Source organism: Variovorax sp. GW821-FHT09B01, assembly GCF_059418345.1.
Genome location: NZ_JBWKPQ010000006.1, coordinates 311,444 through 329,388 on the forward strand (window position 1 = coordinate 311,444; position 17,945 = coordinate 329,388).

Annotated in this window: 18 protein-coding genes; 14 read left to right on the forward strand and 4 right to left on the reverse strand. The window is 70.4% G+C overall.

What is annotated here, in order from left to right:
* The first annotated feature begins 154 nt into the window (after nt 1-154).
* Nucleotides 155-796, forward strand: a complete 642-nt coding sequence (locus AC07RV_RS20470) for a GntR family transcriptional regulator (RefSeq protein WP_057593638.1) — start codon at nt 155-157, stop codon at nt 794-796.
* Nucleotides 797-836: 40 nt separating this feature from the next.
* Here the strand turns inward: AC07RV_RS20470 and AC07RV_RS20475 are convergent, their stop codons facing one another.
* Nucleotides 837-1,622 carry an IclR family transcriptional regulator gene (locus AC07RV_RS20475; RefSeq protein WP_057593637.1) on the reverse strand — a complete coding sequence of 262 codons (786 nt, stop codon included), beginning with the start codon at nt 1,620-1,622 and terminating at the stop codon, nt 837-839.
* Nucleotides 1,623-1,736: 114 nt separating this feature from the next.
* On the opposite strand from AC07RV_RS20475, the gene AC07RV_RS20480 reads away from it, so the two are divergent.
* Together AC07RV_RS20480 and AC07RV_RS20485 are read left to right on the forward strand one after the other, a co-directional pair.
* Nucleotides 1,737-2,750, forward strand: coding sequence for a tripartite tricarboxylate transporter substrate binding protein (locus tag AC07RV_RS20480; RefSeq protein ID WP_296788991.1), 1,014 nt, complete (start codon nt 1,737-1,739; stop codon nt 2,748-2,750).
* A 29-nt stretch (nt 2,751-2,779) separates the two neighbouring features.
* Nucleotides 2,780-3,658, forward strand: a complete 879-nt coding sequence (locus AC07RV_RS20485; protein ID WP_296788989.1) for a TauD/TfdA dioxygenase family protein — start codon at nt 2,780-2,782, stop codon at nt 3,656-3,658.
* 19 nt (nt 3,659-3,677) lie between these two features.
* On the opposite strand, the gene dusA is transcribed toward AC07RV_RS20485, so the two are convergent.
* Nucleotides 3,678-4,727, reverse strand: coding sequence for a tRNA dihydrouridine(20/20a) synthase DusA (gene dusA / locus AC07RV_RS20490; protein ID WP_296788987.1), 1,050 nt, complete (start codon nt 4,725-4,727; stop codon nt 3,678-3,680).
* Nucleotides 4,728-4,940: 213 nt separating this feature from the next.
* Here dusA and AC07RV_RS20495 point away from each other — a divergent pair, with 213 nt between their 5' ends.
* From AC07RV_RS20495 to AC07RV_RS20505, 3 genes are read left to right on the forward strand one after another with little or no spacing between them, the layout of a single operon-like run.
* On the forward strand, nt 4,941-5,354 hold the full coding sequence (locus AC07RV_RS20495; protein ID WP_093343438.1) for a DoxX family protein: 414 nt from the start codon (nt 4,941-4,943) through the stop codon (nt 5,352-5,354).
* A gap of 57 nt (nt 5,355-5,411) precedes the next feature.
* Nucleotides 5,412-5,876 (forward strand): redox-sensitive transcriptional activator SoxR, encoded by a 465-nt coding sequence (gene soxR, locus AC07RV_RS20500; protein ID WP_296788985.1) that lies wholly within the window; start codon nt 5,412-5,414, stop codon nt 5,874-5,876.
* Between the two features lie 48 nt (nt 5,877-5,924).
* Nucleotides 5,925-6,305 carry a hypothetical protein gene (locus AC07RV_RS20505; protein WP_296788983.1) on the forward strand — a complete coding sequence of 127 codons (381 nt, stop codon included), beginning with the start codon at nt 5,925-5,927 and terminating at the stop codon, nt 6,303-6,305.
* On the opposite strand, the gene AC07RV_RS20510 is transcribed toward AC07RV_RS20505, so the two are convergent.
* Both AC07RV_RS20510 and AC07RV_RS20515 read right to left on the reverse strand, forming a co-directional pair.
* Nucleotides 6,306-7,541 (reverse strand): serine hydrolase domain-containing protein, encoded by a 1,236-nt coding sequence (locus AC07RV_RS20510; RefSeq protein WP_296788981.1) that lies wholly within the window; start codon nt 7,539-7,541, stop codon nt 6,306-6,308.
* A gap of 47 nt (nt 7,542-7,588) precedes the next feature.
* A complete protein-coding gene (locus AC07RV_RS20515) occupies nt 7,589-8,521 on the reverse strand; it encodes a GntR family transcriptional regulator (protein ID WP_296788979.1) in 933 nt (310 codons plus the stop codon).
* Between the two features lie 167 nt (nt 8,522-8,688).
* On the opposite strand from AC07RV_RS20515, the gene aptA reads away from it, so the two are divergent.
* From aptA to AC07RV_RS20555, 8 genes are read left to right on the forward strand one after another with little or no spacing between them, the layout of a single operon-like run.
* A complete protein-coding gene (gene aptA, locus AC07RV_RS20520; protein WP_472922557.1) occupies nt 8,689-10,071 on the forward strand; it encodes an omega-aminotransferase AptA in 1,383 nt (460 codons plus the stop codon).
* Between the two features lie 20 nt (nt 10,072-10,091).
* Nucleotides 10,092-11,183: a C45 family autoproteolytic acyltransferase/hydrolase gene (locus AC07RV_RS20525; RefSeq protein WP_296788977.1), complete on the forward strand. Its 1,092-nt coding sequence runs from the start codon at nt 10,092-10,094 to the stop codon at nt 11,181-11,183.
* Nucleotides 11,184-11,235: 52 nt separating this feature from the next.
* Nucleotides 11,236-12,840, forward strand: a complete 1,605-nt coding sequence (locus AC07RV_RS20530) for an ABC transporter substrate-binding protein (RefSeq protein ID WP_296788975.1) — start codon at nt 11,236-11,238, stop codon at nt 12,838-12,840.
* Nucleotides 12,841-12,857: 17 nt separating this feature from the next.
* Entirely contained in the window at nt 12,858-13,802 is a 945-nt protein-coding gene (locus AC07RV_RS20535; RefSeq protein WP_057595422.1) for an ABC transporter permease, read from the forward strand.
* The gene (locus AC07RV_RS20540) at nt 13,802-14,614 is read left to right on the forward strand and encodes an ABC transporter permease (protein WP_057595421.1); all 813 of its coding nucleotides are present in this window, start codon (nt 13,802-13,804) and stop codon (nt 14,612-14,614) included. Before AC07RV_RS20535 ends, AC07RV_RS20540 begins: the two co-directional genes overlap by 1 nt.
* On the forward strand, nt 14,611-16,278 hold the full coding sequence (locus AC07RV_RS20545) for an ABC transporter ATP-binding protein (protein WP_296788974.1): 1,668 nt from the start codon (nt 14,611-14,613) through the stop codon (nt 16,276-16,278). The genes AC07RV_RS20540 and AC07RV_RS20545 overlap by 4 nt, the downstream gene beginning before the upstream one ends.
* Entirely contained in the window at nt 16,275-17,261 is a 987-nt protein-coding gene (locus tag AC07RV_RS20550; protein WP_296788973.1) for an alpha/beta hydrolase fold domain-containing protein, read from the forward strand. The genes AC07RV_RS20545 and AC07RV_RS20550 overlap by 4 nt, the downstream gene beginning before the upstream one ends.
* A gap of 8 nt (nt 17,262-17,269) precedes the next feature.
* Nucleotides 17,270-17,920, forward strand: a complete 651-nt coding sequence (locus AC07RV_RS20555) for an FMN-binding negative transcriptional regulator (RefSeq protein WP_296788971.1) — start codon at nt 17,270-17,272, stop codon at nt 17,918-17,920.
* The last annotated feature ends 25 nt before the right edge of the window (nt 17,921-17,945 follow it).

Here is a 17,945-nt window from a genome sequence, read left to right on the forward strand (position 1 = left end):
CGCCGCTTCGCAGTGTGTCGTGCAGGGGATGTGCTGCTGGAGGAAAGGATTCGCTGGAATCGCTGGGGGTCCGCAGGGATTTGCAGGCCGGCCGCGAGTCTAACCGATCCATAATTATTAATTCAAACGCGATTTTTGAAGTACAGTCCCGCCCATGTCCGCCGTCACCCTCACCCCGCGCGCCCTCTATGAAGAGGTGGCCGAGCTGCTGCGCCAGCGGATCTTCCGCCGCGAGCTCGAACCGGGCAGCTGGATCGACGAACTCAAGCTCGCCGAGGAGTACGGCATCAGCCGCACGCCGTTGCGCGAGGCGCTGAAGGTGCTGGCCGCCGAGGGCCTGGTGACGATGAAGGTGCGCCGTGGCGCCTATGTGACCGAGGTGTCGGAGCAGGACCTGGCCGACGTCTACCACCTGCTCTCATTGCTCGAGAGCGATGCCGCCGGCGTGGTGGCCGAGCGCGCCACCGAGGCCCAGCTCGCCGAGCTGCGCGCGCTGCACGCCGAGCTCGAGGCCGCGGCCGCGCCCGAAGACCGCGAGCATTTCTTCGCGGTCAACGAGCGCTTCCACATGCGCCTCTTGGCCATCGCCAACAACAAGTGGCGCGACCAGATGGTGGCCGACCTGCGCAAGGTGATGAAGCTCAACCGCCACAACTCGCTGCTCAAGGCCGGGCGGATCGGGGAGTCGCTGGCCGAGCACCGCTCGGTGATGGCCGCGATCGAGGCGCGCGACGGCGAGGCCGCCATGGCGCGCATGCGCGAGCACTTCAGCAACGGGCTGGAAGCGGCGGCCTAGCGTTCGCCGCGGGGCCGCGCGGCGGCCCGCTTCGCTTCGCTCAATCGAGATCGACCGTGCCCGCCTCGGCCGCGATGCGCTGCGCCGTCTCGAGCAGCCGCGGCGCCACGCGCGCGAGCATGGTGTCCTTGGGCAGCAGGTAGGCCGGGCCGCCGCAGCTCACCGCGTAGCGCTCGCCGCGCGGACCGCGCAGCGCGAAGCCCAGTGCGTGGATGTGCGGATGCCATTCGCCGAACGAGCCGCAGTAGCCCACGCGCGCGTACTCCTCGATGCTGGCGATCAGCCCCGGCTCGATGCGCGGCCAGTTCTCGCCGCTTTCCTGCCGGATCTGCGCCAGCAGCGCCTCCTGCTCGGGCGCCGCGAGCGAGGCCAGGTAGGCCCGTCCGGCGGCCGAGGTGGCGATCGTCATGCGCGAGCCGACCTCGATGCGCGAGCTGATCATCACCGAGCGCGGGCGCAGCGAATCGATGATCAGCATGTCGAGCTCGTCGCGCACGCCCATGTGCACGCTCGCGCCCGCGAAGTCCGACAGCGCCGCGAGATGCGGGCGCGCCACCGTGCGCAGGTCGAAGTGCCGCAGGTAGCGGCTGCTCATGTCGAGCAGCGCCGGCCCCAGGCTGAAACGCTCGCTGTCCTGCGACTGCCGCAGGTAGCCCGCCCCGACCAGGGTGGCCGTGAGCCGCGACACCGTCGCCTTGGGAATGCCCGTCGCATCCGCCAGTTCGCGATTGCCCATCGGCGCCGCCGCCATCCCGATCACCTTCAGCAGGGCCAGTCCCCTGGCGAGCGCGCTCACCTCTTCCCTGCCGCCAATCGCGTCATTCATTTTTAGAAACCTTTGCTTCCCTGATTGATCTTTGTTGCCATTTTTCAGCAAAAACGGGTTGACGCGAGAACTTTGGGAGATCATTATTTCGGAACACAGTTTCAAAATAATGAGATGACGAGACAAAACCCCCACTTCTCCCCGCCGTCGCCGCGCCGCCGCGAGCTCCTTGGCACCGGCCTCGGCCTGCTGGCCGGCGCCGCCCTTCCGGGTTTCGCGCGGGCCGCCGCGCCGGCCGCGTTCCCCAAGGGACCGGTGAAGCTCATCGTGCCGTTCGCCCCCGGCGGGCCGACCGACACCGTCGGCCGGCTCATCGCCATGAAGCTGCAGGAGGGTTGGGGCCAGCCGGTCATCGTCGACTACAAGCCCGGCGCCGGCACCGCGATCGGCGCCGACTTCGTCGCCAAGGCCCCGCCCGACGGGCTGACCATCGGCATGGTGAATTCCTCGTTCGCGGTGAACCCCTCGCTGCGCAAGACGCTGCCCTACGACACGCTCAAGGACATCGCGGGCATCACGCAGATCGCCAACCTGCAGCTGGCCATCGTGGCCCGACCCGACGCGCCCTTCAACACGCTGGCCGAGCTGATCGCCTATGCGAAGAAGAACCCGGGCAAGCTGACCTACGGCACGCCCGGCGCCGGCAGCACCACGCACCTGGGGGCCGAGCTGCTCAAGCGCGAGGCCGGCTTCGACATGCTGCACGCGCCCTTCAAGGGCAGCTCGCCCGCGCACACCGAACTCATGGGCGGGCGCATCGACCTCGTGGTCGACCCCTTCCTCTCGGTGCTGCCCTTCGTGAAGGCCGGCCGCATGAAGCTGATCGCCACCCTCGGCGACAAGCCCGTGCCCGGCTTCAGCTATCCGACCGTCGCGCAGACCCTGCCCGGCTTCCACGTCAATGCGCTGCTGGGCTTCATCGCGCCGCACGGCACGCCGCCGGCCGTCATCGAGAAGATCCAGTCGGACACCCGTCGCGTGCTGCTCGATCCCGAGATGCGCAAGCGCGTCGAGGAACAGGGCATGGAGGTGGTCGCCTCCACGCCCGCGCAGTTCGACGCCTTCGTGCAGTCGGAGATGAAGCGCTGGGCGCGCGTCATCGCCGACGCGGGCATCCAGCCCGAGTGAGTCCCTCTTTCCATCCGGACACCCTTCCCATGCCCCTAGCACTCACCCCCCTGCATCCGCATTTCGCCGCCGAAGCGCGCGGCATCGACATCGCCCGGCCGCTCTCGAGCGACGAGGTCAAGCAGATCAACGCCGCGATGAACCGCTACGCCGTGCTGGTGTGGCGCGGCCAGCCGCTCACGGGCCAGCAGCAGATCGATTTCGCCAAGGCCTTCGGGCCGCTGGACCTCGGCCTCAAGAAGGTGTTCAAGCGCCCCGAGCGGCTCGAGGACGAGCGCCTGATCGACATCTCGAACGTCGATGCGCAAGGCAACGTCGCGCGCCGCGATTCGCCCAAGAACCTCTCGAACTTCGCCAACCAGCTCTGGCACAGCGACAGCTCGTTCCAGAACCCGCGCGCCGCCTATTCGATGCTGCATGCGCTGGTGCTGCCGAGCTGGGGCGGCAACACCGAGTTCACCGACCTGCGCGCCGCCTACGACGCCCTGCCCGCGCGCGACAAGACCGAGCTCGAGGGCCTGAGCGCCGAGCACTACGCGCTGCACACGCGCATCCTGCTCGGCGACGAGGCCTACACCGACGAGCAGAAGAAGACCATCCCGCCGGCCACCTGGCCGCTGGTGCAGACGCACCCGGGCTCGGGGCGCAAGCTGCTGTTCGTGGGCGTGCATGCGCGCGAGATCGTCGGCTGGCCCGTGGCCGAGGCCCGCATGCGGCTGTCGGACCTGCTCGAGCACGCGACCCAGCGCGAATTCGTCTACCGCCACGAATGGCAGGTGCACGACCTCGTGATGTGGGACAACCGCAGCACCCTGCACCGCGGCCGGCGCTACGACATCGCCGAGCGCCGCGAGCTGCGCCGCACCACCATCGAGGACGTGCCCGAGGCCACGCTGATGGCGGCCTGAGAAGAAACGGGAGCGCGGCTCAGGCCGCCTGCGCCACCGGCTCGTGCGCGATCGCCATCACCTCGTGCGGCGACTTGCTCTTCATGCGGTGGTCGCTCCACACCTGGCGCCAGCGGCGCGCGCCCGGCAACCCGTTGCGCAGGCCCAGCATGTGGCGCGCGATGTTCGACCACGGCGTGCCGTGCTCGGCCGCCTCGCGCACCATGTAGTCGCACATCAGGGTCTCGACCTCCTCGCGCGTGCGCTCCAAGGGCGCCGCGCCGAAGAACTCCGCATCCCATTCGGCCAGCCACCAGGGGTTGTGGTACGCCTCGCGTCCCACCATCACCCCGTCGAGCAGCCGCAGGTGCTCGTGCACCTGTGCATTGAGCGTGATGCCGCCGTTGATCGAGAGCTTCAGCGCCGGAAAGTCGTGCTTGAGCCTGTGCACCAGCGCGTAGCGCAGCGGCGGAATCTCGCGGTTCTGCTTCGGGCTCAGGCCCTTGAGCCAGGCATTGCGCGCATGCACGATGAAGGTGTTGCAACCTGCCTCGCTGACCTGGCCCACGAAGTCGCGCACGAACTCGTAGCTCTCGATCTTGTCGATGCCGATGCGGTGCTTCACCGTCACCGGCACGCTGCTCGCGTCGACCATCGCCTTCACGCAGTCGGCCACCAGCTGCGGCTCGTTCATCAGGCAGGCACCGAAGGCGCCGCGCTGCACGCGCTCGCTCGGGCAGCCGCAGTTGAGGTTGATCTCGTCGTAGCCCCATTGCTCGCCAAGCTTCGCGCAATGCGCCAGATCGGCCGGCTCGCTGCCGCCGAGCTGCAGCGCCAGCGGATGCTCCTCGGCGTTGAAGCGCAGGTGCCGCGGCACGTCGCCATGCACCAGCGCGCCGGTCGTCACCATCTCGGTGTAGAGCAGCGCGTGGCGGCTCAGCAGGCGGTGCAGGTAGCGGCAGTGGCGGTCGGTCCAGTCCATCATGGGCGCCACGGACAGGCGCATGGCGTCAAGCGCCTGGGCCGCTTCAGGGCCTCGCACTGGATCGGGCCCCGGCCCGGCGTTTTCTGGGTTCTCGTTCGGTGTCATTCGATTTCTTTGGGCGCCGCCGCTTCTGTCGGTTGCAAGCGCGCAGGGCGCGAGCGTAGCGCACCCGGCCATTCCGCTCCCTGCCGACAGCGCTTGACCTCAAGCTTGGTTGAGGTTTTACAGTCCGCCGCGCTCACCCGAATACCCGCGTGGGCTTCACCGATGAACCCATGGCGGCAAACGAATGTCCCGCCGAAATCAGGAGCTATGTTGATGAGGTCGTGGATCGATGCCGCGTTGGAAAGCCAACTGCTGTGGCTGGCCGCCCGGATACTTCTCGCCGTGGTCTTTGCCGCGTCGGGTCTTGCCAAGGCGCTGAACTTCGCGGGCGGGGTGGGCGAGATGCGCGCGGCGGGCCTCGAGCCGGCCTGGGCCTTCAATGTCGCCACCATCTTCGTGCTGCTGGCCGGCTCGCTGCTGCTGCTGGTCGACCGCGCCGTGTGGCTGGGCGCCGGCGCGCTCTCGGTGTTCCTGCTGCTCACGATCGCGATCGTGCACCGCTTCTGGTCCCTGCCCGAACCGCGCGCCACGCTGTCGCTGTACTTCGCGCTCGAGCACGTCTCCATCATCGGCGGGCTGCTCGCGGCGGCGATCGCGAGCCACCTGCGGCGGCAGCTCGGCGGCTGAGCACCACATCGCCCATATCGCCTATAAGACGCCGATCCGACTCCGAGCCTTTCCGCCATGCCAGAGAACCATCCCGCCGAGCCCGCCAAGGTTTTGACCGTTGGCGAGGTCGCCCGGCGCAGCGGCGTCGCCGTCTCGACGGTGCACTTCTACGAATCGAAGGGGCTGATCAAGGGCTGGCGCAGCGAGGGCAACCAGCGTCGCTATCCGCGCGAGGTGCTGCGCCACATCGCGGTGATCCGCGTGGCACAGCGCACGGGCATTCCGCTCGAGACCATCCGCGACTCGCTGTCGCGGCTGCCCGAGGGGCGCATCCTCAATGCCGCGCAGTGGAAGGCGCTGTCCGCGCACTGGCGCGACGAGCTCGACGCGCGCATCCGCGTGCTGACCCGGCTGCGCGACGACCTCGGCGAATGCATCGGCTGCGGCTGCCTGTCGATGACCGACTGCCCGCTGCGCAATCCCGGCGACAGGCTGGGCGCCTCGGGGCCGGGCGCGGTGCTGCTCGACGATCCGCCTTGAGCCCGCGCCACGCTCGGACATGGCGCGCGCACTAGACTCCCTTCGCGCATGACCCTGCTAGACACCCCCGCCCTCCGCCGGCTCGCCGAAGCCGCCACGCCCACGCGCCCCAGCTGCGCCTGCCGCCTGCAGGATGCCAGGGCCTGGGAAAGCATCACCGAGGAACGCTGGCCCAAGGCGTTGATGGAGCAGGTCGGCACGCTGCGCGACCCCGAGGCCTACGAACCCACGTTCGAGGAATTCCATCCCGCCGGCACGCGCTACGACTCGCCCGAGACACCGATCTCGGTCGCGCACTTCCCGTACAACCGCTGCGACGTCTACCGCTGCAGCGCCTGCGCGCGGCTGGTGCTGCGCTACACAGAGTTCGGCGGCTACTACATCGACCACCGCGTGCGGGTGGTCGATGCCGCGCTGATCGCCGGCTGATCAGCCCTCGCCCATGAGGTGCGCGGCCAGCGCGCGAAAGGCCGGCATCGAGGTCGGCAGGTGCGCATCGGCCGCCAACGGATGCGAGGCGAAGCGCGCCACCACCATCTCGGCCGCCGGATCGATGTGCAGCGCCTGGCCATGGATACCCTGCGCGGTGAAGCTGCCATGCGCGTCGTGCGCCACCCACCACATGTTGCGGTAGCTCCAGCCGGCCAGCCGGGTGTAGCCCGCGAGCGCGAAGCGCGCCGGGTCGGCGCCGCGGCGGATGTCGGCCACCACGGCCTCGGGCACGATCTGCGCGCCGTTGTAGAAGCCGCCCAATCGCATCGCCTCGCCGAAGCGCGCGAGGTCGCGCAGGCCGGTGCACAAGCCGCCGCCCGCGAACTCGGCGCCCTGGCCATCGAGCGCGAAGCTGGCGTCCTGTTCGGCACCCAGGCGCGACCAGATCAGTTCGCCCAGCAGGCCCGCCACCGATTGCCCGGCCGCGCGCGCGATCAGCCAGCCCAGCACGTCGGTGTTGACGGTGCGGTAGGCGAAGGCCTGGCCGTGCACGGTGCCGTCGCGCGCCGCGCCCACGCTCTGCAGGAACTGCCGGTAGCCCTCGGCGCCCGCGTAGCCCGCCGGACGCGGCAGCAGCTCGCCGGCGCGCGCATGCTTCCACACGCCCGCATCGGGGTCGGCGTACTCCTCCGAATAGTCGATGGCCGTGGTCATGTCCATCACCTGGCGCACGGTCGCGCTGCCGAAGGCGCTGTCGGCCAGCTCGGGGATGTAGTGCGTGACGAAGGCGTTCTCGTCGAGCGTGCCGTCGGCCGCGAGCATGGCGCCGAGCGTGCCCACCACCGACTTGGTGACCGACATCGCCATGTGCTCGCCCTGCGCGTCGAGCGCGCCGAAGTAGCGCTCGTAGACGATGCGCCCGCGGTGCAGCACCACGGCGCCGTCGGCATGGATGGCCTCGAGCGCCGCGAGCCAGGTCGTGGGCGCGCCGTCGCCGAAGCGCGCGAAGGGCAGCGCATCGATCTCGGGCCGCATCGCGCGCGGCAGCTCGGCCACCGGCGCGCTGCCTCGCCCCACCCTGCGCGTGGGCTGCAGCTCGCGCAGGTGCGAGAAGGCCCAGCGGTTGTGCGGCGGCTGGAACACCGGGCATTCGCGCGGCCTCGTGACGGGCGCGCCGGCCGTGGGGAATCCGTCGCGCCAGCCGGCGGCCAGCGCTGTGTTGTCTTGCGTCATGAAGAAAGAAGGAGAGAAAGAAGAGGAAGGGTGGGTTGCGGATTCAGTCAATCGCCGAGCACACCCATCACCCGCCGCTCCAGCAGGTCGCTGGCGCGGCTCAGGTGCAGCCGCATGCCTTCGGCGGCGCGGGCCAGGTCGCCGTCCTCGACCGCGTCGAGGATCTCGAGGTGCTCGCGGCAGGACTTGTGCAGCAGGTCGACGTTCACGAGCGGATAGTCCGAGAGGTCCGACATGCGGCGCAGCCGGTTCTGCTGCTGCACGGTGTCGAGCACGAAGCGGTTGCCCGAGAAGCTGGCCAGCAGCTCGTGGAACTGCGCGTTGGCCTCGAAGAAATCCATCCAGTTGTAGCGCGCGGCCTGGGCCAGCAGGCTCTGCTGGCGCTCGCGGCAGGCCAGCAGCCGCTCATGGTCGATGCGGAAGCCCGGCTCGCGCAGCGCGGCGCACTCCACGATCAGGCGAAAGCGGTAGCTCTCGCGCTCGCTCTCGACCGAGTCGAGGGTCTCGGTGAACTCCCAGCGCTGGTAGTGGCGCCCGCGCAGCACGCCGTCCTGCAGCAGCGTGGTCAGCACGGTGCGCAGCAGGGGCCGCGGCGCGTCATAGGCCTGCGCCAGCTCGAGCTCGTTGACGCGCGTGGGCAGCTTGCCCGCGAGGCGATCGCGCAGCAGCCGGTAGTAGAGGGTCTTCTCCTCGTCCTCGGGCATCTCGCGCCGCGCGCGGCCCAGCGCCTCGCGGTCGGCCACCAGCGTGTAGCCGCGGTTGGGCATGTGGGCCAGCAAGGCGCGCTCGTGCAGGAAGCGCAGCGCGGCGCGCACCGGCGTGCGCGAGATGCCGAGCCGGCTCGCGAGGTCGGCCTCGGTCATGTGCCGGCCGTTCTCGTAGCCGCCGGCCAGGGCCTGGTCGAGGATGTAGCGGCTCACGCGCTGCGCGAGCGGCGCGATCGGCGGCGCCGGGGGCGTGTCCATCTGTGCTTCGGCCATCCAAGGTTCTCCGGGGAGGAATCGCGAGTGGCGCCGATCATCGCGCCGGCTTTGTATTTTTGACCGCAAAAAACCATGTACATCTTGCGACAAAAATACAATCCACGCTCCAAGATCGGCCCACGACGACCCGAGCGCCGGGTCGCGTCCAAACGGAGAAAACCCTCGTGGCCGCAGCCGACACCCTTTCGAACCCCGACGCCGCCGCGGCGTCGCCCGCCCTGCCCGCGTCCCTCGACGCGTTCTGGATGCCCTTCACCCCCAACCGCAAGTTCAAGCAATCGCCGCGCCTGATCGTCGGCAGCGAAGGCCTCTACTACGACCTCGCCGACGGCCGCCGCGTGCTCGACGCCATCGCCGGCCTGTGGTGCGTGAACGCCGGCCACCGCAACCCGCGCATCAGCGCCGCGCTGAAGGCGCAGATCGACGTGCTCGACTACGCCTCGAACTTCCAGATCGGCCACCCGGCCGCCTTCACGCTGGCCGAGCGCCTCGCCGGGATGGCGCCCGAGGGCATGAATCACGTGTTCTTCACCAACTCGGGCTCCGAGTCGGTCGACACCGCGCTGAAGATCGCGGTGGCCTATCACCGCGCGCGCGGCGAGGCCGGCCGCTACCGGCTGATCGGCCGCGAGCGCGCCTACCACGGCGTGGGCTTCGGCGGCATCTCGGTCGGCGGCATCGGCCGCCAGCGCAGCACCTTCGGGCCGCTGCTCAACGGCGTGGATCACCTGCCGCACACGCACGACTTGGCGCGCAACGCCTTCTCGCGCGGCGAGCCGCCGCACGGCCTCGACAAGGCCGACGCGCTCGAGGCGCTGATCTCGCTGCACGACGCCTCGACCGTGGCCGCCGTCATCGTCGAGCCGGTGGCCGGCTCCACCGGCGTGCTGCCGCCGCCGCGCGGCTACCTGAAGCGCCTGCGCGAGATCTGCGACCGGCACGGCGTGCTGCTGATCTTCGACGAGGTCATCACCGGCTTCGGCCGCCTGGGCACCAATTTCGCGGCCGACCTGTTCGGCGTGAAGCCCGACATCATCACCACCGCCAAGGGCCTGACCAACGGCGCGGTGCCGATGGGCGCGGTGCTGATGCGCGACGCGGTGCACGACGCCTTCATGCAGGGCAGCGTGAGCGCGGTCGAGCTCTCGCACGGCTACACCTACTCGGGCCATCCGCTGGCCTGCGCGGCCGCCATGGCCACGCTCGACGCCTACGTGCACGACGGCCTGATCGCCCAGGCCGCGGCGCTGTCGCCCTATTTCGAGGAATGCCTGCACGCGCTGCGCGGCCTGCCCGGCGTGATCGACGTGCGCAACGTCGGCCTGCTGGCCGGCATCGAGCTGCAGCCCTGGGCCGCGGGCGCGGGCACGCACGCCCAGGCCGTGGCGCAGCGCTGCCTCGACGCCGGCGTGCTGGTGCGCTCGGTCGGCGACACGATCGCGCTGTCGCCGCCGTTCACGCTCGAGCGCCGCCACGTCGACCAGATCGTCGACAGCCTGCGCCAGGCCATCGCCCAGACCGCCCAGCCCACCGACACGCCCGCCTGAATTCCCGAGGACCGCACCCCATGGACATCGAATCCTTCCCCCTCTACGACATCGAGGGCGACGCCGCCCAGTGCGGCCGCCAGTACGGCCGCGCGGCCGGCGACCGCATCGACCTGAGCCTGCGCACCTACCGCGCCGCCTTCGAACGCGTGGGCCTGAACTGGGAGCGCACGCGCGCGCTGGCGCGCCGCTTCATGCCGCTGGTCGAGGCCTTCGACGCCGGCATGCTGCGCGAGATCGAGGGCGTGGCCGAGGGCGCGGGCGTGCCGACCGAGGACATCGTGGCGCTCAACGCGCGCAGCGAGATGCTCTATGCCTTCCAGCAGCTCGAGGCCACCGAGCCGCCCGACGGCTGCACCGGCGTGGTGGTCATGCCCTCGGCCGCGCGCGACGGCAAATTGATCCACGCGCAGAACTGGGACTGGCGCGTCGAGAGCCTCGAGCTCGGCGTGGTGCTGCGCATCCAGCCGGCCAAGGGCCCGGCCATCCTGACCTTCGCCGAGGCGGGCACGCTGGCGCGCGCCGGGCTCAACAGCGCGGGCATCGCGGTCACCGGCAACTTCATCAAGGCCGACAGCGACGGCCGCCAGCAGGGCGTGCCGCTGGCGCTGATCCGCCGCGGCATCCTGCAGTCCGAGCTCTACGCCAATGCGCTCGGCGTGGTCTGCCGCAGCGCGCGCTCGATCTCCAACAACATGATCCTGACCCATGCCGAGGGCGAGGCCGTGAGCCTCGAGACCTGCCCCGAGCAGGTGTTCTGGCAGCAGCCCGAGGACGGCGTGCTGGTGCATGCCAACCACTTCAAGACGCCGGCCGCGCTGGCGCGCGTGGTCGACCGCAGCCTCGAGACCACGCCCGACTCGCTCTACCGCGACCGCCGCGTGACCGAGGCCCTGCGCAAGCGCGCCGGCGACCTCACCGAGCAGGACGTGCTCGACGCGCTGCAGGACCGCTTCGGCGCGCCGCGCGCGGTCTGCCGCAGCCCGAGCGCGGGCCCGGGCGGCGCCTCCTCGGCCACCGTGGCGACCATCGTGATGGACCCGGCGGCACGGAAGATGCGCATCGCGCCCGCGCCGTTCAAGGCCCACCGCTTCACCGAGTATTCCCTCTGAGTTCCTCCCGATCCGATCCCGACCGGCCCAGCCCCCGCCAGGAGTGTTTGCCATGAACCCACCCGTGCCCCCCGCCCGCCCGCCTTCCGTCTCGCGCGCCGCCGCCCTGCTCGCGCTCGGCCTCGCCGCCGGCACCGCCTTCGCCCAGGGCGCGCCCGGCGCCGGCCAGACGCTGCGCATCCAGATCAACTCGGACATCCGCAGCACCGACCCCGGCGGCAATCGCGACGACAACACCGACAACGTGCTGCTGCACATCGGCGAGGGCCTGGTCGCGCTGCGCGAGGACACCTCGGTGGGCCCCATGCTCGCGAGCAAGGTCGACACCTCGGCCGACGGCCTGAGCTACACCTTCACGCTGCGCGACGGCGTGAAGTTCCAGAACGGCGCCACGCTCACGGCCGACGACGTGGTCTGGAGCTGGCAGCGCTACCTCAAGCCCGGAAGCGGCTGGCGCTGTCTCAGCGAGTTCGACGGCAAGGGCATGACCAAGGTGCTCTCGGTGGAGGCGCCGAACCCGAAGACGGTGGTGTTCAAGCTCGACCGCGCGAGCGCGCTGTTCCTCACCATGATGGCGCGGCCCGACTGCGGCGGCGCGGCCATCCTGCACCGCAGTTCGGTCGGCGCCGACGGCCAGTGGAAGGAACCGGTGGGCACCGGCCCCTACAAGCTCAAGGAATGGAAGCGCGGCCAGTACGTGGAGCTGACCCGCTTCGACGGCTACACCGCGCGCGCCGAGCCGCGCGACGGCCTCACGGGCGGCAAGAAGGCCGAGGTCGAGAACTTGCGCTTCGTCGTCATCCCCGACTCGGCCGCGGCCAAGGCCGCGCTCTACAGCGGCGGCATCGACGCCTTCATCAGCCCCAGCCCGTCGGACGTGATCGAGATGCGCGGCCGCGCCGACGTGCGCGTGGACACCACGCCCGTGATGACCATGGTCGCGCTGCTGCTGCAGACCAACGACCCGGTGCTCAAGGACGTGCGCATCCGCCGCGCGCTGGCACTCGCGCTCGACACGCCCGAGATCGCGCGCTCGGTCACCGAAGGCCTGTCGGCCGTCAACAACTCGGTCGTGCCCTCGACCAGCCCCTACTACGACGCGGCGCAGGCCGGCGGCTTCAAGCGCGACATCGCCGCCGCCAAGAAGCTGCTGGCCGAGGCCGGCTACCGCGGCCAACCGATCCGCATGATCGCCAACAAGCGCTACGAGGCGCTCTACTCGGCCGCCGTGTTGGTGCAGGCCATGGCGACCGAGGCCGGCATCAACATCGAGCTCGAGGTGCTCGACTGGGCCACCCAGCTCGACCGCTACACCAAGGGCCAGTACCAGAGCATGGCCTTCGTCTACTCGGCGCGCATCGATCCCGCGCTCAACTACGAGATGGTGTCGGGCGACAAGGCCGCGCAGCCGCGCAAGGTCTGGGACAGCGCCTTCGCCCAGACCCGGCTGGCCGAGACCATGGTCTCGCGCGACAAGGCACGGCGCCAGGTGCTGTTCGACGAAATGCACCAGCAGATGCTGCAGGACGTGCCGATGATCGTGCTGTTCAACGCCAGCGACGCCACCGCCATGCGCAAGAACGTGGTCGGCTTCAAGGGCTGGGCGCCGGCCAAGCCGCGCTTCTGGAACGTGCGGCTGGCCGCCGCCGGCGGCTGAGCGGAGCCCGCGCCTTCATGCCCGCCTACCTCCTGCGCCGGATCGCGATGACGATCCCGACGCTGCTGCTGGTCTCCATCGCGGTCTTCGCGCTGATGCGGCTGATCCCGGGCGACCCGGTGCTGCTGATGCTCGGCGAAGGGGCCGATCCGGCCCAGCTCGAATCGATGCGCCACCAGATGGGCCTGGACCAGCCGCTGCCGCTGCAGTACCTGGTCTGGCTGCGCCAGGCGCTGGGCGGCGACCTCGGCGTCTCCACCACCAACGGCCTGCCGGTGCTGCCGCTGATCTGGGAACGCTTCCAGGTCAGCGCCGTCATCGTGCTGGTCGCGGTGGCGCTGGCCTCGCTGATCGCCGTGCCCGCCGGCCTGGTCGCCGCCTGGCGCAAGGACCGCCCCGCCGACCTCGCCATCATCGGCGCGGCCACGCTGATGCTCTCGGTGCCGAGCTTCTGGCTCGGCCTGCTGCTGCTGATGTTCTTCGGCCAGTACCTGCACTGGCTGCCGGTGGTGGGCTACGTGCCGCTGTCCGAGAGCTTCTCGCAGGGCGTGCTCTACGTGATCCTGCCGATCGTCACGCTGGTGCTGGTCGAGACCGGCGTGCTCACGCGCATGTCGCGCGCCAGTACCATCGAGATCCTGCGGCTCGAATACGTGACGCATGCGCGCGCCAAGGGCGTGCCCGAGTCGCAGGTGCTGCGCCGCCACGTGCTGCCCAACGCCTTCAATCCCACGCTGACCATGATCGGGCTGATCCTCGGCCACCTGCTCAGCGGCATCGCGGTGCTCGAGACGGTGTTCACCCTGCCCGGCCTCGGGCGCCTGATGATCGACTCGATCTTCGCGCGCGACTACCCGGTGCTGCAGGGCTGCCTGCTGTTCACCGCCTGCATCTACGTGGTCATCAACCTGGTCGTGGACATGTGCTATCCCCTGTTCGATCCGCGGGTGTCGGTGCAGTGATGAAGATCAAGACCCATACCCTGGTGGGCGGCGTGCTGATCGCCACGCTGCTGGTGCTGGCCGTGGTGGCGGCCGTCTGGACGCCCTACAACCCGGTCGGCATCGACCTCAAGTCCAAGCTGCAGGCGCCCTCGATGGCGCACTGGCTCGGCACCGACGAGTTCGGCCGCGACGTGGCCAGCCGCGCGATGCGCGCCGCCTCCACCAGCTGCCTGGTGGCGCTGCTCACGGTCGCGCTGGCCACCGCCATCGGGCTGGTGGTGGGCGTGGTCGCGGGCTTCGTGCGCGGCTGGACCGACCGCGTGCTGATGGCCTTCAACGACACGCTGCTGGCCTTCCCGGGCCTGCTGCTGGCGCTGGCCGTGATGGTGATCGTGGGCGCCAACCAGTGGGGCATCGTGCTCGCGCTGAGCCTGGCCTATGCGCCCTCGGTGGTGCGCGTGGTGCGCGGCACCGTGCTGTCGCTGCGTGAGCGCGAATACGTCGAGGCCTCGCGCATGATCGGCAACGGCGAGATCTACACCATGTGGCGCCACATCCTGCCGAACTGCGTGGCGCCGGTCGCCGTGCTGGCCACCAGCATGTTCGGCTGGGTGCTGCTGTCGGAGAGCGCGCTGAGCTTCCTGGGCCTGGGCGTGCCGCCGCCCGCGCCCACCTGGGGCAACATGCTCTCGAGCGCGCGGCCCTACATGGTCTCGGCCGTCTGGCTGTGCGTGGTGCCGGGCCTGTGCATCGCGCTCACGCTGCTGGGCATCAACCTGCTGGGCGAATCGCTGCGCGACCGGCTCGATCCGCGGACGGAGAAGTCATGAGCGCGCCTTCCACAACTTCTCCCGTGCTCTCGGTCGAGCACCTGAAGATCGCGCTGCGCCACGGCACCCAGCCGCTGGTGCACGACCTCTCGTTCGAGGTCCGGCCCGGTGAGTTCCTCGCCGTGGTCGGCGAATCGGGCAGCGGCAAGACCATGGCCGCGCGCGCCATCCTGCAGCTGCTGCCGCCCGGCATCGCGCAGACCGGCGGGCGCATCGTGTTCGACGGCCAGGACCTGAGTCGGCACGACGCGCAGGCCATGCGGCCGATCCGCGGCCCGGGCATCGGCATGGTGTTCCAGGAGCCGATGGTCTCGCTCAACCCGGTGCACCGCATCGGCGAGCAGATGGCCGAGGGCCTGCGCATGCACCACCGGCTGTCGGCCGCCGAGATCCGCGCGCGCAGCCTCGAGATGCTGCGCCGCGTGCAGATCGCCGACCCCGAGCGCTGCATGCAGGCCTATCCGCACGAGTTCTCGGGCGGCATGCGCCAGCGCATCATGCTCGCGAGCGTGATGCTGCTGAAGCCGCGCCTCTTGATCGCCGACGAGCCCACCACCGCGCTCGACACCCTGAGCCAGCGCGAGGTGCTCGACCTGATGGTCGAGCTCGCGCGCGACAACGGCACGGCCGTGCTGCTGATCACGCACAACCTCGGCCTCGTGGGCCGCTATGCGCAGCGCGCGATCGTGCTCGAGAAGGGCCGGTTGGTCGAGACCGGCGAGGTGCCCTCGATCCTGGTCGCGCCGAAGCAGGCCTACACGCGCAAGCTGGTCGACGCGCTGCCGCGCCGCCAGGCCGCCAAGCCGGCAACGACCGAGACGCGCCAGCCGCTGCTGCAGGTGCGCGGCCTCGGCGTGAGCTACCCCGGCGCACGCCTGGGCTTCTTCAAGCGCCAGCCGCCCGTGCGCATCATCGATGCGCTCGACCTCGACATCCACCCGGGCGAGATGGTCGCGCTGGTGGGCGGCAGCGGCTCGGGCAAGACCACGCTGGGCCGCGCCATCCTGCGGCTCGCGCCCTCGAACGCCGGGCAGATCCTGTTCCGCGGCGAGGACGTGCGCACCGCCGGCCGCGCCGCGCTGCACCGCTTCCGGCTGGCCTGCCAGCTCGTGTTCCAGGACCCCTTCTCCTCGCTCGACCCGCGCATGCGCGTGCAGGAGATCGTGGCCGAGCCGCTGCGCCACCTGCCCGAGCTCGATGCCGCGGCACGCCTGCGGCGCGTGGCCGAGACGCTCGACGAGGTCGGCCTCGACGGCCTGGGCGCGCGCTATCCGCACGAGCTCTCGGGCGGCCAGCGCCAGCGCGTGGCGATCGCGCGCGCGCTGGTGCGCCGGCCGGCCTTCGTGGTGGCCGACGAGCCGGTCTCCGCGCTCGACATGACGATCCAGGCCCAGGTGCTGCGCCTGTTCCAGAGCCTGCAGCAGCACCATGGCTTCGCCTGCCTGTTCATCAGCCACGACCTCGCGGCCGTCGAGCAGATCGCCGACCGCGTGATCGTGATGGAGCGCGGCCGCATCGTGGAGCAAGGCGCGCGCGACGCGGTGTTCGACCGGCCGCGCCATGCCTACACCCAGGCGCTGCTGGCAGCCACGCCGCGGCCGCTGCACGAGCTGGCCGAACCCGCCATCGACATCCACCCCGTTCCCGAGAAAGCCTTCGCGTGACCTCCCCCTCGTCCTACAGCTGGCAGCATCCCAGCGCTCCGCCGCCGCTCGATCCGCAGATCGTCGAGTTCATGCGCCTGATGGGCGCCGAGGGCGCGCGCTATCCGAAGCGCCACACGATTCCCATCGCCGAGGGCCGCGCCAATGCCGAGAAGGTGCGCGCGCCGTGGACGCGGGGCGGGCCCGAGATGGCGCGCAGCGTCGACCACCGCGTGCCCACGCGCCATGGCGAGGTCCGCATCCGCGTGCACTACCCCGCGCAGCGCGCGCTGCAGGGTGCGCTGGTCTACATCCACGGCGGCGGCTTCGTGCTGTTCAGCCTCGACACCCACGACCGCGTGATGCGCGAGTACGCGGGCCGCGCCGGCATCGCGGTGATCGGCATCGACTACACGCGCGCCCCCGAGGCGCGCTTTCCGCAGCCGCATGACGAATGCGTGGACGTGATGCGCTGGCTGGCGGCCCATGCGGGCACGCTCGACATCGATCCCGCGCAGCTCTTCATCGGCGGCGACTCGGCAGGCGCCAACCTCTCGGTCGGCGCCTGCCTGGTGCTGCGCGACGAGGGCGATGCGCTGCCGCTGGGCATGCTGCTGAACTACGGCGCCTACAGCACCGAGCTCTACCGCGACTCGGTGGTGCGCTACGGCGCGGGCGAGTACGGCCTGTCGCTGCACATGATGCTGTGGTTCTACGGCCTCTATGCGCGCGGGCCGGCCGACTTCGCCGACCCGCGCCTGCACAGCCTCTCGGCCCGGCTCGAGGGCCTGCCGCCGGCCTGCATGGTGGTCACCGAATGCGACCCGCTGTACGACGACAACCGGCTGATGGCCGCGCGGCTGCGCGAGGCCGGCGTGGCGGTCAGCGAGACGCTCTACCCCGGCACCATCCACGGCTTCCTCGAGGCGGTCTCGGTCGCCGACGTGGCCGGCCGCGCCTTCGACGATTCGGTGCGCTGGCTGCGCGACCTCGCCACGCGCTGAGCCGCCGCATGTACACGCCCAAGCCCTATGCCGAGGCCGAGCTCGCGACGCTGCACGAAGGCATGCGCGCCTGGAGCTTCGCCACGCTGGTCACGGTCGGCCCGGCCGGCGCCAGCGCCACCCACCTGCCCTTCCTGCTCGATGCGCAAGACGGCGAGGCCGGCCTGCTCACCACCCATCTCGCGCAGAAGAACCCGCAGCTCGAGGACCTGCGCGCCGGCCGCGAGGCGCTGGTGATCTTCCAGGGCCCGCATGCCTTCGTCACGCCGAGCTGGTACGTCAAGCAGAGCACCTTCCCGACCTGGAACTACAGCGCGATCCATGCGCGCGGCACGCCGCGCGTGATCGAGGAGCGCATGGCGATCCACGCCGTGCTGCGCCGCACCGTCGCGGTCTACGACACGCCGCTGCGCGCCGAATGCGCGGGCAGTTGGGACTTCGACGCCATGCCCTTCGACTTCGTCGCGCCGCGGCTCGACATGATCGCGGCGGTGGAGATTCCCGTGCAATCGCTCGAGGGCAAGTTCAAGCTCAACCAGGACCGCTCGGAGGAGGACCGGCGCGGCGTGATCGCCGCGCTCGAGCGGCTCGGCGAACCGCAGGGCGTGGCCGTGGCGCGGATGATGCGCGAGCGGATGGAGACCGGCGCAAACGCCTGATACGTATCGCGTTCAACCTCCGAGA